Source organism: Actinomadura sp. NTSP31 (genome assembly GCF_041951385.1).
GTDB lineage: Bacteria > Actinomycetota > Actinomycetes > Streptosporangiales > Streptosporangiaceae > Spirillospora > Spirillospora napierensis.
The window spans coordinates 167,908-182,046 of sequence record NZ_JBGNUT010000022.1 but is presented as its reverse complement, the minus strand read 5'-3'; the positions used below and the strand labels follow the sequence as shown (position 1 = coordinate 182,046).

The window sequence follows — 14,139 nt, the reverse complement described above, 5'->3', positions numbered from 1 at the left end:
GAGTCGGCGTCGGCGTCGGGGTGGGGGTCGGGGTGGGCGTAGGAGTCGGCGTGGGGGTGGGCGTGGGCGTGGGGGTGGGCGTCGGGGTCGGGGTGCCGCCGTCGGTGATCTTGAAGGTGGCGAACGGCTGGTCCTGGCCCGCGTCCTTCGTGCAGGGCACGTCCTTGCCGCCGGCCCAGACCTCGGTGCCGTCCGCCTTCAGCGGGTCGATGTGCTGGGTCATGTTGCCGACGTAGATGGTGCCGTCGCCCGTTTCGCTGAAGCTCAGCTGCGGCGCGTCGCCCTCGACGACCAGGTCCCAGGTCGCACCGGACGCGGCCGGGATGGCCGTCTTCGGGAAGGTCATGTCGATCGACACCGGGAGGCCCTGGGACTCCGGGACGTCGAGCGTCGCGTCGGCCGACGCGGTGCCCTGCAGCTGGGTCGCCTTGACGGCGTGGAGGCCGTTGGTGATGGTCCCGGTGATGTGCGCCGTCGCCTTGATGTGGAAGGCGGGCGTCTGCGTGTTGACCGGGATTTCCTTGGGGATGTCGGACGAGACGTCCACGGCCAGCGGCTGGGTGCCGATCAGCGGGAACGTGCAGTGGTAGTTGATCGTCGCGTGCACCGGGTCGGCGAGGGCCGGGCCCGCGCCCATGATGCCGAGCAGGGAGAGGCCGAGGCCGCCGACCGCCGCCGAGGCGAGTCCCTTGGCACCGAACCGCTTGCGCTTGCTGAGCTTGTCTTCCAACTTTCTGCCTTTCATCTGGAAGAGACCTGGGTGTGTGCCTGCGCCGAAGCACTGTCGGACCGTGCGCCCCCCGAAGCTTCGGTTCACCTCCGTGCGGGGCTCGGATCGGGCCGGGCGCCAGGCGGCGCCGCCGGCCCTGGTGAAACGGCTGGATCGGCAGGGAGTGGATCTTCTCGCCGGTGTTCGGCCGGCGGATGGTGATCCAGATCTCGTCCGTTTCGTGTGGGTAAACTATCGGCGCCCACGGGGGCTGTCTCCACGATTCACTGACAAAAAGGAAGGGCGCGTCGCTCACCGGTTCAACAGAACAGGAGGGCTATATGAAAAGTGCTCACAAAAAGCCGCGCGGCGATAGGAACAATCATTTCCTGACAACCCGGAGCGGTGCGCTCATCGGCCGGTGACAAGAAAAGGCGCGACGCGGGACCGGGCACCGGAAAATTGTCATCCGGTGATGGTCGTCCGCGCCGCGCCGTGACCGCGGCACCGCTCAGAGGTGCTGGTAGGTGGTGTAGTCGGACGCGAAGTCGTTGAACCGCAGGAAGTTGGTGAAGCTCATCGTGACCGTGGCGTCCAGGCCCTCGACGTAGTGCCACCAGCCGATCGGGATGAACAGCAGCTCACCGGGCGCCAGCGTGCACTCCAGCACCTGCGCCTTGCGCATCAGCGGGAACCGCTCGTAGTCGACGGCGCTCGCGTCCACCTCCGAATAGCAGTGGAGGTTGTTGTAAACGTAGGCGGTGTCGTGCAGCGGCACCATCTTGATCTGCTTGCGGCCCATGACCTGCGCCATGAAGTTGTTGGTCAGGTCGTGGTGGTAGGGCGTCTTGGTGCCGGCCGGCCCGAGCCAGAAGAATCCCTTGTCGGGCGAGTCCGCGTCCAGGTACTCGGTGACGGGGTCGATGTCCTGCCAGAGCACGTCGAGCGCCTCGCGGTTGCGGGATGCGTTGTTGGCCGTCATGTAGAAGTCGTTGGTCGTCCCGGCGCCCTCGACCATGTCGAGGTAGTCGCGGAACCGCATCATCTTCTTGTGCTTCGGCCCGTTGATCTCGTAGTTCTCGTCGGACTCGCGGCCGAACTGCACCTCGACCTCCCGGTCGCCGCAGCGCTCCCGGAAGTAGCCGAAATCCCACTTCGTGCACGCGGGCCACGCCTTCATCATCCCGGTGATGACGACGGGGCGGTTCTGGAAGTAGTACTGCTCGAAGAACTCGTCGCGGGACAGGCGCTCGCGGCGCTCGATCGTCCCGCCGTTCGCGCGCATCCGGTTCAGCCGCCCGTAGACGGTCAGCGTCCACTCGCGCTTGCGCAGCCGGTTGGCGATCCGCGAGCCGCCCTGGACGTAGGGGCTCGCGAGCGCCGCGGAGACCTCCGCGGCCGCCTCCTCGGCGGTGAACTCGTCGCGGGGCATGGCGTCGCGGATCGCCTCCGGCGGGTTGCCGAGCAGCAGGTTCTCGGCGATCCAGCGGCGCCAGTCGTCCTTCGGTCGCGCCACGGCGGCCTCCTTGTCGGTCGGATCGGATTCCGGTGCGGGAGCGGGGTCACGTCGGGAGGGGGTTCCCGCCGGAGCGGGGACGGGGTCCCGCCGGTAGCGGGTCCCGCCGGTAGCGGGGACGGGCGTCTCAGCCGCCCGGCGCGGGCGGCGGCACGGTGCGCGGCGGATCGGGGACCGCCGGCGGGCAGTTGAGGTCGGCGTCCGGGATGCAGGTGGCGGCGAGCCCCATCCGGAGCAGGTTGCCGGGGCCGGCCACCGACCCGTTGAACAGCGGGTCGAGGTCCTCGCCCGCGCCGCATCCGGAGAACTCCGGGACGGTGAAGGAGCCGTCGAGCACCCCCGCGTTGAGGATGCTGGGCATCTCGCCCTTGAGCCTGAGGTCGGCGTCGGTCCGCGTCCGGCAGCGGTCCCCCACGTCGAGCGGGGTCCCGTTGACCTTGACGTCGTAGATGCGGATGGACATCCGCATGTGCGCCTCGACCTTCTGGATCCCGCTGCCGTCGTCGGTGGCGACGAAGGTGCCGTAGTCCTGCGGGTCCTTGGGGTCGCCCGGGTTCAGCGGCCGCTGCGTCATCTCCATCGTCGCGGTCGTGGGCATCATCCCGAAGGTGAGGAAGGTCGAGCGGGACCGCAGCGGCCCGAGGAACCGCTGCCTGACCTGGAGGCCCGGATCGGCGATCGTGTAGATCACGTTGGTGGCCACCGGTGCGGCGAGCGTCGCGTCGTTGATGATCGTCGCGCCGTTGAGCTTCCTGACGTTGGAGAAGCCGCTCAGGTAGGTGCAGCCGCTGTACCAGTCGTCGGTCGGGCCGTGGTACTTGCCGCAGTCCGCCGGCGTTCCGGCCGCGGCCTTGGGAGCGGCGGCCTTCGGTGCGGCGGACGCCTCCGGCGCCGGGGTGCCCGCCGGTCCGGAGATCGGGACGGTGGCGAGGACGGACGTCCGGCCCTTCGCCGGGGCGCAGGTCAGGGCGAGCGTCTTCGGCGTCTTCGGCTCGGTGCCGTCGGCCGCGCGCGGGCTGAGCGTCAGCGCCAGGTCTCCGGCGGAGAAGCTCAGATCGCCGGTGCCGGACGGGGTGACCGCCGGGACGTCGCCGGACGCGGGGAGCACGAGATCGGCGTCGTCGGCGACGGGGGTCGCCGGGGTCGTCAGGCCAGGCCAGGAGGCCTCGGTGGTCCTGCCGTTCTGCGCCACCCGCGTGGTGAGGCGCGCCGTGCCGACCACCGACGCGCCGCCGAGCGCGGTCACGTCGCCGAGGGACGCCTTCGGGACCGTCACGGTCGCCGTCACCCGGCCCGGCCGGACGGGCTTGCCGGCCGTCCCGTCCGACGGGAACGTCCCCTGGACCCGGACGGGCACCTCCTCCGCCGTCCCGGCCGGTGACGTGCACGTGTAGCCGAGCGCGGTGTCGGCCTCCTGCGCTCGCGCGGGCGCCGCGCCGCCGGGCAGGGACCCGGTGACGGCCGCCCCGAGCCCGATCGCCGCCGCCGCGCCGAGCGCCCAGCGGGCACGGATCCTCATATGCGGTCACCTCTCCTGGAACGTGCGATGCGGGGTGCTCACGGGGTCAGCTCCACCCGGGCAGCCACAGCCGGTCGTGCCACCCGGACTCCGGAACGGCCTGGGCCGTGAGGATCGGATAGAGGTAGGCCAGGTTCACCGCGACGGCCGCGACGTACACGCCGCCGCCCGTCCAGATCAGCGCGCGCCACACGGGCCGGTCGCGGTACGGCGTGAGGATCCCGTCGAAGAGCAGGACGATCGCCAGGACGGCGAACGGCAGCATCGGCAGCGTGTAGGTGGAGTACATCGTCCGGTCGGCGAACGCCGCCGGGAACCACGGCAGCCAGCTCGCGAGGTACCCGCCGACCGCCGCGACGGCCCGCCAGTCGCGCAGGAAAGCCCCGTACAGCGCCATCGCGATCAGCGCGGCGATGGAGAACCACCAGATGGCGGGCGTCCCGAGGTGCGAGATCTCGGCGACGCACTTGGCCGCGCGGCATCCGTCCTGCCCGGTTTCGGCGGGCGCGTGGTACATGACGGCGGGGTGCCCGAGGTAGGGCCACTGCCAGGGCCAGGACTGCGCGGGGTTAGGCTGCGTCACGCCGTCGTGGAAGTCCAGGGTGATCGCGTGGTAGTGCCACAGCGACCGGACCGGATCGAGGAAGGAGGGCCAGATCCCGCTGGGGTGCCCCTCCGCCCAGTTCCGCTGATAGCCGGGAACGACCTGCCCGAACAGCGTCTTCTGCAGGCCCGTCCCGGAGACGAACCAGCCCCACCAGCCCGCCAGGTACACGGCGCCCGCGACGACCCAGAACTGGAGGAGCGACGGCAGCAGATCGAGCTTGAGCATGCCGCGCCAGGGCCGTTCGGTTCCCGCGCTCTTGCGGGCGTTCCGGTCCCACAGCAGCGCCAGCAGCCAGAAGAAGGCCATCGCATACAGACCGGACCATTTCGTCCCGCAGGCGAGCCCGAAGCACAGGCCCGCGCCGATCCGCCAGCCGTGCCGGACGAACGGGCCGTTCCTCGACGCGTCCTCGGTGCCGTCCGCGAGCGCGGCGCGCGTCCGGTCACGGTCGACGACCAGGCAGCCGAACCCGGCGACGACCCACAGCAGCAGGAACACGTCCAGCATGGACATCCGGCTCGACACCAGCCAGGACCCGTCCAGCGCCATCAGCAGGCCAGCCGCGCATCCCAGAACGGTCGACCCGGTCATCCGCCGCGCGGTCCGCGCGAGGATGAGCACGGCCAGGACGCCCGCGACACCGGCCGCGGACCGGAATCCGAACGGCCCCGTCCCGAAGACCGCCATGCCCGCCGCGATGAACCATTTGCCGAGCGGCGGGTGCGCGGCCCACTCGCCGCCGCCCGCGAGCCCCGCGACGGGATGCCCGGCCAGGAAGTAGGCGTTGGCCGGATTGCCGTCACGTCCGGCATGCCAGTTGTGCTCGACGCCGTAGTGGAGGAACGACCAGGCGTCCTTGGCGTAGTACGTCTCGTCCCACACGATCGCGTGCGGGGACCCGAGCCGGTGGAAGACCAGCAGCCCGGCGAGCGCGGAAACGGCGAGCGGCCCGATCCAGCCCCACGGCAGCGCGCCGAGCCGGCGCCTCTGGTCGAGGGCCGGGGGCTCTTCCACCGCTACCGAGGCGGTCACATGCTCCACCCTTCGCTACGGCGCGGCCGGAAAACGCGGTCGCCGCGGCTCGGACCAACGAACGTATTGAACGTCCGGACGCGGCTGAATCAACTTCCCGACGAAAAAGCCCAGCACACCCGCTCAGTTAAGTGAGGCCCGCCGCATCCCATTTCCCCCCGGCCGCGAGAACTTATCGCAAGATGACAGCTTCTCCCCGCCCATAAGCACGCCCCAATAAAAACGCACTGTGCCCGTACTCGCGACCGTGCCAGTGCCCGCCTGGAGGGCGGTGGACGAGTCCGGCTCCTCGCCATGCGGTCGACCGGACGTGGCAACGATGAGTTTCCGTGGCAGAACCTGTCTGTACGGGCATGACTGCGCACAAGCTCGAGACCCCCGAGGCCGTGATCGTCTACGACGTGCACGGGCCGCTGCCCACCGCCGGCGGGCGCCCGCCGCTGCTCATGATCGGCCAGCCGATGGACGCGAGCGGCTTCGGCGCGCTGGCGTCGCACTTCCCCGACCGCACCGTGGTCACCTACGACCCGCGCGGCCTCGGCCGCAGCGTCCGCAAGGACGGCCGCACCGACCATGCACCGCAGACCCAGGCCGCCGACGTGCACGCGCTCATCGAGGCGCTCGGCGCGGGGCCCGTCGAGATGTTCGCGAGCAGCGGCGGTGCGGTGACCGCGCTCGCCCTGGTGGCGGCGCACCCCGACGACGTGACGACCCTGGTGGCGCACGAGCCGCCGCTCATCACGCTGCTTCCCGACGCCCGCGCCGCCGAACGCGCCCGGGAACGCCTCCGCGACGTGTACGAGGCCAAGGGCCAGGGCGCGGGCATGGCGGCCTTCATCGCGATGACGTCATGGCAGGGCGAGTTCACCGACGACTACTTCGCCCGGCCCCTGCCGGACCCGGCCCAGTTCGGGATGCCGGCCGAGGACGACGGCTCACGCGGCGACCCGCTCCTGTCCGACCGGTCCTGGGCGGTCAGCGACTACCGGCCCGACGCCGCCGCGCTGACCGCCGCACGGACGCGGATCGTGATCGCCGTGGGCGAGGAGTCGGCGGGCGTCCTCACCGGACGCACCTCGGTGGCGGCGGCCCGGCTACTCGGACGCGAGGCGGTGGTCTTCCCGAGCCATCACGGCGGCTTCGTCGGCGGCGAGTCCGGCTATGGCGGGCAGCCCGAAGCGTTCGCACGCAGGCTGCGGGAGGTCCTCGACGAGACCCTGTGACGACTCCGTCCCGGCGGCGCCGCGAAAAGCGCGAACCCGTGCACCTATCAAAACGGAATCCGGCGCGGCGAGACCCACGACGGCGCTTCCCTGGAAGTAGTCACCGCGCTTCAAGAAATCGGTTCTGAATCCGCATCCCTGCAACACCTTCGAGAGAACGCATCGCTCATCGCGGACGGCCTGTGTTAGGTGGTGCGCATGGGCAAGAAGCGACCGGCGTGGCAGACCCGGCTGACCGACTTCGTGAAGGACCCGGACGAGGCGGACCACGAGCGGCGACTCACTCCCGAGGCCGTCCGGGACCGGAAGTTCGCCACGACCCGCCTCACGCAGGGCTACGCGGTGCAGGAGGTCGACGCGTTCCTCGACCAGGTGACGGACGAGCTGGCGCGGCTGATCCGGGAGCGCGACGAGGCGCGGGCCGCCGCCCGCCGGCCGCCGTGCGACGACCCGTCCCCCTGACGCCGTCAGCCGGGTCGCCGCCGGGCGGCCTCGTCCTGCATCGCCGCGTACCGCATCGCCGCCGCGCTGCGCGGCACGGCCGGGCGCGGCTCCACCACCGGCGCGGACAGCATCGTCCCCCAACCGGGCTGGACCGCAGGTGGGGCGAACGGCGTCTGGACGGGGGCGGCGGGCTCCTCGGCCACCGGGTCCTCGCGCTCGTGGCGCGGGATCGTGAAGACCGAGGCCACCGCCAGGACCAGCCCGACCGCCGACAGGGCGAACTTCACCGGCGTCTCCGGCCACGGCTGCCCGTACACGAGGATCCCGCCGAGCCAGAGCGACGCCTTGGACCCGACGGCCAGCATGATGATCAGGACCGACAGGCGGCAGCGCTGCAGCCCGATCTGCGCCAGCCCCGCGCCGAGCAGCCCGGCGACGACCACGATGTAGGGGTGCGGCGTCCGCAGCACATGCTGCCAGCCGGACGGGTCGTGCTGCAGCAGCCGGGCGATGCCCGCCCCGGAACTCTCCGCGCACCCGACGAGCACGCCCGAGCCCAGCCCGAACGCCACGCCCGTCACGCGCTTGGCGTGCCTGCCGTCCACCGGGCTGTCGCGCACGACGAACAGCCACAGCGGGAACACCAGGGACGGCCCGATGAGCAGTGCGATCCGCCAGAGCGGCGCGTCGGCATGCCACGTCCCGCCCGACCCTGCGGCGACCGGCCCGGACAGCAGGCCGCCTGCCGCAGCGAACGCCAGCAGCGCCAGGACCAGCACCGACAGCGCGCCCAACTCCCCCGGGGTCACCCGCTCCCGGAAGTTGGTCACCGCGACGAGCAGCAGCACGAGCATGACCGGCCCGTACATCGGCACGACCACGCTCACCGGCAGCCGCGTCAGCACGATGCTCTGCACGACCATGCCGCCGATCAGCAGCGCCAGTCCGAACAGCCAGGCCGGGCTGGACGCCAGCGTCACCGTCGCGTGCACGAACCGGTAACCGGTGAGCCGGGGCATCCGGCGCCCGGTGAGCTTGAAGACGGTGAATCCCGCGACATAGGCGACCGGTGCCGCGGTGGCAAGAGCAAGCGCCCCCATGGCCGCTCCTTAGAGTAAGGCCGATATTCAGCCAGTGTGCTTGTTAACACAGCCTTCTCACAAGGGACTCGTACCTGGAATCGCCTGCGCGACGGAATCCCCACCGCTTTTTATAAGAAAGCGCTAAAACCTCGGAGCGGACCCGGGGTCCCGCCCAGCCGACGCCCGCCCCGGGACGCCACCGCCTCCTCGGCCACCTCCCCCCGCTCCCTGGCCTCGCGAAGGACGGTCTGCGGCAGGCGCCGCCCGTGCAGCGGCACGAAGCGACCGCCCCGCGCCGCCCCCACCGGTCCGGAATGAACCGGCGCCGATCAACGGGCGACAGCCCAGCAATCCCCCCGCACGCGTGTTCGCAAACCCCCACAAACCGACAATCCATGAACCTAGTAGAGGCTGATCAGTATCCCGCAGGTATACCTAGCCATACCTTTTCCCGGAGCATCGAAATAGGGACCCATCGCGCCGACATTTGTCGGCGACGCAGGGTATGCTTTACCTATGCAATCAGTGACGGTCGACCTGGAGACCGCGTCCACCATGCAATTGGTGGACGCGGTCTCGGCGATCGCCGCTGAACTCGCCCAACGCCAAGACCCAGAGTCGGCGGCATCGTGCCTTGAACTCACCGAGTCTTTGGCCGCTGCCTGCGATATCCAGGAAAGCGCACTCGCCGGTTTCATCCGCCGCGTCGATGCCACCGGCGAGCAGAAGCGCTGGGGATATCCCTCCACCCGGGCGTGGTTGCGGTCGCGGTTGGGGATGCGTGAAAACCGCACCACCGAACGCCTCATCCTCGCCCGCCAACGGCACCGCCTCCCCCAGGTTGCCGAACGCCTCGCCTCTGGGGAGCTGTCCTACGGCTACGCGGCCACGGTCGCGCAGAGCGTGGCCAGGCTGGAAGACACCGACTGCGCCGAAGTCGAGACGACCCTGCTGAGCTTCGTCGACCAAGGCTTCTCAGCCGCGAAGGTAGGGGTGTTCGGCCGCCGCATCTGCGATGTGATCGCCGAACGCGACGGCACCGACACCGCACCCGGTGAAGACGCCAAGCGCGGGTACGCCAAGTCCTGGATCACCAGCACCGGTTCCCTGGACGGCGGCCGCTACATCAAAGGCTGGCTGAACGCCGAGGACGCCGCGATCTGGGACGGGACGCTTGCCCCCCTGGCCAAGCCGGCCGGGCCCGAGGACACCCGCGACGTCGGCGAACGCACCGCCGCCGCCCTGTCCAGCGTGCTGTCCGGCGGGCACAAGGCCACCAAAGTCACCGTCATCTGCGACCTGGACACACTGACCGGCGGCAACGCCCCCGCCCGCCTCACCGACGGGACACCGATCCCCGCCGCCCAAGCCCGCCGCATCGCCCTCACCGCAGGCGTCTCACCCCTCCTACTCGGACGCGGACACACGCCCCTGTACCTCGGCTACCGGGAACGGTTCGCCAGCCCCGCCCAACGCCAAGTCCTCGAAACCCTCTACCCCACCTGCGCGGTACGGGAATGCGAAATCCCCGGGACGTTGTGCGAAGTCGACCACGTCAACGGCTGGGCCCTCGGCCACTCACCCACCGACATCGATCAGCTCACCCTCACCTGCGGGTGGCACAACCGCTTCAAACACACCAGCCCGAACCAGATCGGGATCAGCAAAAACCCCGACGGGCGATACGTCTACCGGCTGCTCCCACCACCGGGCGCCCGATCAAGATCCAGACCCCGGACGGGTAGCGGGCCACCGGGGGCGAACGGCCCATCGAATCCCATGTCCAACTGGGCCGCGTAAACCGCCCCACCCCCACACCACCGGTTCACTCGGACCAGGATTGGGCCCCGCCCGTCCGGCGGTGTGGGGGAACGAGCCTGCCGCCGCCGCGCTGGGGGAAGCGGGCGGCGTCGGCTCGCCGGACGGGCGGGGTGTCTACAAGGCCAGCCGCGCCCAGACGACCTTGCCCAGGCCCCCGATCATGTGCCGGTAGCCGCAGCCGCCCGACGCGAGGAACTGAACCATCATCAGGCCGCGCCCGTCCTCGGCTTCGAAGTCCGCTTGCGGGACGACCGGCGGTGCGTGCGACGGGTCCCACACCCGGAACTCGATGGCGTCGCCCAGCCGCGTCACCCATGCCTGGACCTCGTGCCCCTCGACGGCGTGCACCACGGCGTTCGCCGCCAGCTCGGACATGATGGTCCGCCCGACGTAGTCGTGCTGCGGAAGCTCCCACTCCTCGCACGCCTGCGTGACGAGCGAGCGCGTCAGATACACGCTCTCCGGATAGGCGTGCCACCGAAGCGTGAACTCATCACGCGCCTTTGAATGCGAATTTCCCTGCTTGTCCGGAATGCCATCCATCGCGCCCACCTTTCGCGGCCGAACTCTGGAATTAGAGTGCCGCCCGCTGTACCTTCAGAACCGTTCAACCAATCGATCCGTACTTTAAGGATCATGAATGACGGCCGCTAAGCGACTCGACCCGGACAACAACCACTGGCACTGGTTGGCCGCTGACCTGCGAGTATGGCGCCTAGAACGGAATCTCACGCAGACCACTCTGGGCAAGCTTCTCGGTGTGACAAAATCTCATGTTTCGAACTGGGAATCGGCTCGCGAAAACCTGCCCATCAAGCACGCCGAAACTTTGGACCGGATTTGGCGCACTCGCGGACACTTTGTCCGGCTTAGGCGGCTGGCAGAGAAAGCTCACGACCCGGGCTGGTGGTCCCAGTACACGCCGCTCGAGGCAGAGGCGTCCCGCGTGAGTTACTGGGCCCTCGCGATCATTCCTGGCCTGCTTCAGACCGAGGACTACGCTCGGGCACTTATCGATGAAGGCCAGATCATTGATGACGTCGAGGCAGCCGTCGGTGCGCGCATGGCCAGACAAGAAGTCCTCGGACGAGAGAAGCCGCCCGAGCTACGAGTGCTGATCAATGAAGCAGCGCTCGACCAACCTGTGGGCGGACCAGAGATCATGCAGGGGCAACTCGCCCACCTGGTGGCTCTCAGCCAAGAACGCAACGTCATCCTTCGTACCGTGCCACGCGCCGTCGGCGCACACATCGGCCTGGACGGCTCCTTCACGCTCCTTACCGGACGGAAGTGGTCTGCGGCCTACATGGAAGCCAACACCGGTGGCAGACTGACGCACGACCCCACGATGCTCGATGACTTCGCCAGGCGTTACGACCTCATAGGCGCGGAGGCCTTGTCCGCGTCCGCCTCACGAAGTCAGATCGCACGGATTATGGAGGCCATGCAGTGATCGAATGGCGGAAGGCCAGCCGGAGCAACGCATCTGGCAACGAGTGCGTAGAAGTCGCGGCCCTCGCAGACCGGCGGGGGATCAGGGACAGCAAAGCCCCCGAGGCCGGACACCTCACCCTCACCCCCGGAAGCTTCGCCCAGCTCATCGCCCGTGTGAAGCGCGGCGACCTGAACATCTAACCCCCACGACGACGCGCGCCACCTTGCCTTCGACCTACCGTGAAGAACGGACCGGACGAAGGCGAGGCCCGTCCCGGAGAGAAGCCCCAACCGGATGGAGACCGTGCAGTGAGCAAGCCCGTTTGGCGCAAGTCCAGCCGCAGCGGTTCAGGAGCCGGCGGAGGCCAGGACTGCGTTGAGGTCGCTGCTCTCGCCGAAGGGCGGGGTATCAGGGACAGCAAAGCCCCCGAGGCCGGACACCTCACCCTCACCCCCGGAAGCTTCTCCCAGCTCATCGCCTGCGTGAAGCGTGACGATTTGAACATCTAACTCCCACGATGACGCGCGCCGCCTCGCCTTCGACCTACCGTGACAACGGACCGGACGAAGGCGAGGCCCGTCCTGCAGAGGCCCTCATCCACAGGAGAGCGCGGTGGGCAAATCTGTTTGGCGCAAGTCCAGCCGGAGCAGCACGACCGGCGGCGAGTGCGTAGAGGTCGCCGCGCTGGCCGACCGGCGGGGGATCAGGGACAGCAAGGCGCCCGAGGCCGGACACCTCACCCTCACCCCCGGAAGCTTCTCCCAGCTCATCGCCCGTGTGAAGCGCGGCGACCTGAACATCTAACCCCCACGACGACGCGCGCCGCCTCGCCTTCGACCTACCGTGACAACGGACCGGACGAAGGCGAGGCCCGTCCCGGAGAGAAGCCCCAACCGGATGGAGAGCGTGCAGTGAGCAAGCCCGTCTGGCGCAAGGCCAGCAGGAGCGGCACCGGAGGTGTCGGAGGCCAGGACTGCGTAGAGGTCGCCGCGCTCGCAGACCGGCGGGGGATCAGGGACAGCAAAGCCCGCGAGGCGGGACACCTCGCCCTCACGCCCGGGAGCTTCGCCCGGCTCATCGCATGTGCCAAGCGCGGTGAGCTGGACCTCTGATCGGGCGGTCAGGGACCGTCCAGCGTCAGGAGGCGGTGAACGGCCAGGCTCGTACGTGGTCGTCGCGGCCGACGGTGAGCGCGACCGGGCGTCCGTCGAGTTCGAGGACGCGTACGCCGACGATCTCGCCCTCGTGGGCCTGGAACGGGGGGATGACGAGGGCGCGCCGTTCCAGGTCGACCAGGCGGACGGTGCCGTCCTCGGCTCCGGTCACCGCGACGGCGCGGCCGCCCGCGACGGCGGCGTCCAGGTGCTCGGTCGGGCCTCCGGGCAGCACCAACGTCTCGTCCCACAGTCCGGTGTCCGGGTCGCCGAACAGCAGGACCCCGCCCGTCGCGGCGAGCACCGACTCCCGGCCGGCCACGCCGGACAGCCCGACGGCGGTCACGGCGGCCAGCCGCCAGTCGAGCCGCTCCGCCTCCTCTTCGCCGACGAGGCCGACGAGTTCGTCCTCGTCGGGTTCGTCGAAGGCGACCATGGTCTCCGGCTCGTCGTCGCTCAGATCCCACACCAGCACCGTGTTGTCGGACTCGGTCACCGCGACCGGGCGGCCCCGCAGCAGTCCCGCGGCGACACCGGCGGGTTCGGTCTGATCCAACGCGATGGGCTCGTTCTCGGCATCGTCCTCGAAGGCCACCGGTAGGGGGTCGCGCCGCGTCGCGTCCCAGACGTGCACGGCCGGGCCGGTGCCACCGGCGATGAACAGCGTCCGTCCCGCCGCTTCGAGGGTCGCCACGTGCGCCACGCCGCCGTGGTCAGCGCGCACGTAGGTTCGCACGGCGCCGCTGTCCAGGTCCCATTGCGCGAAGCCCTGGTGATCGCCACCGCCGCCGACCACGACCCGTCCGTCGACCACCACCGCGCCGACCGCCCGCATGTCGATGTAGTCGGCCCGCGCCTCTGGCGGCCACGGAGCGGCGAGGTCGAACGCGGTCCACCGGTCCGCGCGCAGATCCCACGTGTGGAGCGCGTCGCTCACCAACATGGGGCGGCCGTCATGCAGCACGATGTCGAAGGCGTCGATCCCGGCGGGCGCGCGGCTGGACAGCAACGGGGAGATGGGAGACAGCATCCGGGGATGCTACCGATCGGGGGTCCGGTTCGCTGGACGGCTCGGGATCGTCGCGTCCCCCTGCGGGCCCGCCCAGCCGCACGCTTCGGCGATGGCGGCCGGATCCCAGTAGAAGGGGCGGCATTCGAGCATGCGCCCGTCCCGGACGCGGATCAGCTGCAAGATCAGCGTCTCGACCTCCCGGCCGGTGGCCCTGGCCCGGAACCGCACCCGGTTGCGCACCACCACGGTGTCGCCTTCGCCCCAGTGCTGCTGGTCCAGGAACTCCATCGACTCCCAGACCTCGCTGAAGCGGGCCAGGAACCGCTCCATGCCGTCCCGGCCCCGCCACGTCCCGGTTCCCGTGAACGGCAGGCCGGGAGCCTGGTGCAGCACCACCTCCGGGTCCAGGCATGCGGCGGCCTGCTCATAGCTCGCCCGGCCGTATCCGCCTGCGGCCACATACGCCGCCTCGGCCGCGTAGAACCTCTCCATCACCGTCCACGCCGCCGAAGGTCCCTCGGTCATCACCTGCTGCTCCTCTCACCGGCACCGTGCTGGAAACCCCAAGACACCGGGCTTGGTTGC

General features: G+C 69.9%; 16 protein-coding genes. 8 read left to right on the top strand and 8 right to left on the bottom strand.

From position 1 onward, the window contains the following. The 4 genes from ACA514_RS32285 to ACA514_RS32270 all read right to left on the bottom strand — a co-directional run. Positions 1–730, bottom strand: a 730-nt coding sequence (locus tag ACA514_RS32285) for a DUF6801 domain-containing protein (protein ID WP_375045052.1), incomplete at its 3' end; no start/stop codon positions are given. A 490-nt stretch (positions 731–1,220) separates the two neighbouring features. Then, positions 1,221–2,225: a cupin-like domain-containing protein gene (locus ACA514_RS32280; protein ID WP_375045051.1), complete on the bottom strand. Its 1,005-nt coding sequence runs from the start codon at positions 2,223–2,225 to the stop codon at positions 1,221–1,223. 127 nt (positions 2,226–2,352) lie between these two features. Continuing rightward, on the bottom strand, positions 2,353–3,744 hold the full coding sequence (locus tag ACA514_RS32275) for a DUF6801 domain-containing protein (protein WP_375045050.1): 1,392 nt from the start codon (positions 3,742–3,744) through the stop codon (positions 2,353–2,355). 46 nt (positions 3,745–3,790) lie between these two features. Further along, positions 3,791–5,383, bottom strand: coding sequence for a dolichyl-phosphate-mannose--protein mannosyltransferase (locus ACA514_RS32270; RefSeq protein ID WP_375045049.1), 1,593 nt, complete (start codon positions 5,381–5,383; stop codon positions 3,791–3,793). A 353-nt stretch (positions 5,384–5,736) separates the two neighbouring features. Between ACA514_RS32270 and ACA514_RS32265 the strand changes: the two genes are divergently transcribed. Beyond that, complete coding sequence (locus ACA514_RS32265; RefSeq protein WP_375045048.1) at positions 5,737–6,606, top strand: alpha/beta fold hydrolase; 870 nt, start codon at positions 5,737–5,739, stop codon at positions 6,604–6,606. A gap of 198 nt (positions 6,607–6,804) precedes the next feature. Further along, positions 6,805–7,068, top strand: coding sequence for a DivIVA domain-containing protein (locus ACA514_RS32260; protein ID WP_375045047.1), 264 nt, complete (start codon positions 6,805–6,807; stop codon positions 7,066–7,068). A 5-nt stretch (positions 7,069–7,073) separates the two neighbouring features. On the opposite strand, the gene ACA514_RS32255 is transcribed toward ACA514_RS32260, so the two are convergent. Continuing rightward, positions 7,074–8,150, bottom strand: a complete 1,077-nt coding sequence (locus ACA514_RS32255) for a hypothetical protein (protein WP_375045046.1) — start codon at positions 8,148–8,150, stop codon at positions 7,074–7,076. A 507-nt stretch (positions 8,151–8,657) separates the two neighbouring features. Here ACA514_RS32255 and ACA514_RS32250 point away from each other — a divergent pair. Beyond that, positions 8,658–9,932, top strand: coding sequence for a DUF222 domain-containing protein (locus ACA514_RS32250; RefSeq protein ID WP_375045045.1), 1,275 nt, complete (start codon positions 8,658–8,660; stop codon positions 9,930–9,932). Between the two features lie 135 nt (positions 9,933–10,067). Here the strand turns inward: ACA514_RS32250 and ACA514_RS32245 are convergent, their stop codons facing one another. Then, the gene (locus ACA514_RS32245; RefSeq protein ID WP_375045044.1) at positions 10,068–10,496 is read right to left on the bottom strand and encodes an ATP-binding protein; all 429 of its coding nucleotides are present in this window, start codon (positions 10,494–10,496) and stop codon (positions 10,068–10,070) included. Positions 10,497–10,593: 97 nt separating this feature from the next. Between ACA514_RS32245 and ACA514_RS32240 the strand changes: the two genes are divergently transcribed. The 5 genes from ACA514_RS32240 (at position 10,594) to ACA514_RS32220 (ending at position 12,500) form a co-directional block, all read left to right on the top strand. After that, on the top strand, positions 10,594–11,406 hold the full coding sequence (locus ACA514_RS32240; RefSeq protein WP_375045043.1) for a Scr1 family TA system antitoxin-like transcriptional regulator: 813 nt from the start codon (positions 10,594–10,596) through the stop codon (positions 11,404–11,406). Continuing rightward, positions 11,403–11,588 (top strand): DUF397 domain-containing protein, encoded by a 186-nt coding sequence (locus ACA514_RS32235; protein WP_375045042.1) that lies wholly within the window; start codon positions 11,403–11,405, stop codon positions 11,586–11,588. The genes ACA514_RS32240 and ACA514_RS32235 overlap by 4 nt, the downstream gene beginning before the upstream one ends. A gap of 39 nt (positions 11,589–11,627) precedes the next feature. Then, positions 11,628–11,897 carry a DUF397 domain-containing protein gene (locus ACA514_RS32230; RefSeq protein WP_375045041.1) on the top strand — a complete coding sequence of 90 codons (270 nt, stop codon included), beginning with the start codon at positions 11,628–11,630 and terminating at the stop codon, positions 11,895–11,897. A 103-nt stretch (positions 11,898–12,000) separates the two neighbouring features. After that, positions 12,001–12,192: a DUF397 domain-containing protein gene (locus ACA514_RS32225; RefSeq protein WP_375045040.1), complete on the top strand. Its 192-nt coding sequence runs from the start codon at positions 12,001–12,003 to the stop codon at positions 12,190–12,192. A gap of 107 nt (positions 12,193–12,299) precedes the next feature. Next, complete coding sequence (locus tag ACA514_RS32220) at positions 12,300–12,500, top strand: DUF397 domain-containing protein (RefSeq protein ID WP_375045039.1); 201 nt, start codon at positions 12,300–12,302, stop codon at positions 12,498–12,500. A gap of 25 nt (positions 12,501–12,525) precedes the next feature. On the opposite strand, the gene ACA514_RS32215 is transcribed toward ACA514_RS32220, so the two are convergent. Beyond that, positions 12,526–13,572: a hypothetical protein gene (locus ACA514_RS32215; RefSeq protein ID WP_375045038.1), complete on the bottom strand. Its 1,047-nt coding sequence runs from the start codon at positions 13,570–13,572 to the stop codon at positions 12,526–12,528. A gap of 9 nt (positions 13,573–13,581) precedes the next feature. Continuing rightward, positions 13,582–14,079, bottom strand: coding sequence for a nuclear transport factor 2 family protein (locus ACA514_RS32210; RefSeq protein ID WP_375045037.1), 498 nt, complete (start codon positions 14,077–14,079; stop codon positions 13,582–13,584). Between the last annotated feature and the right edge of the window lie 60 nt (positions 14,080–14,139).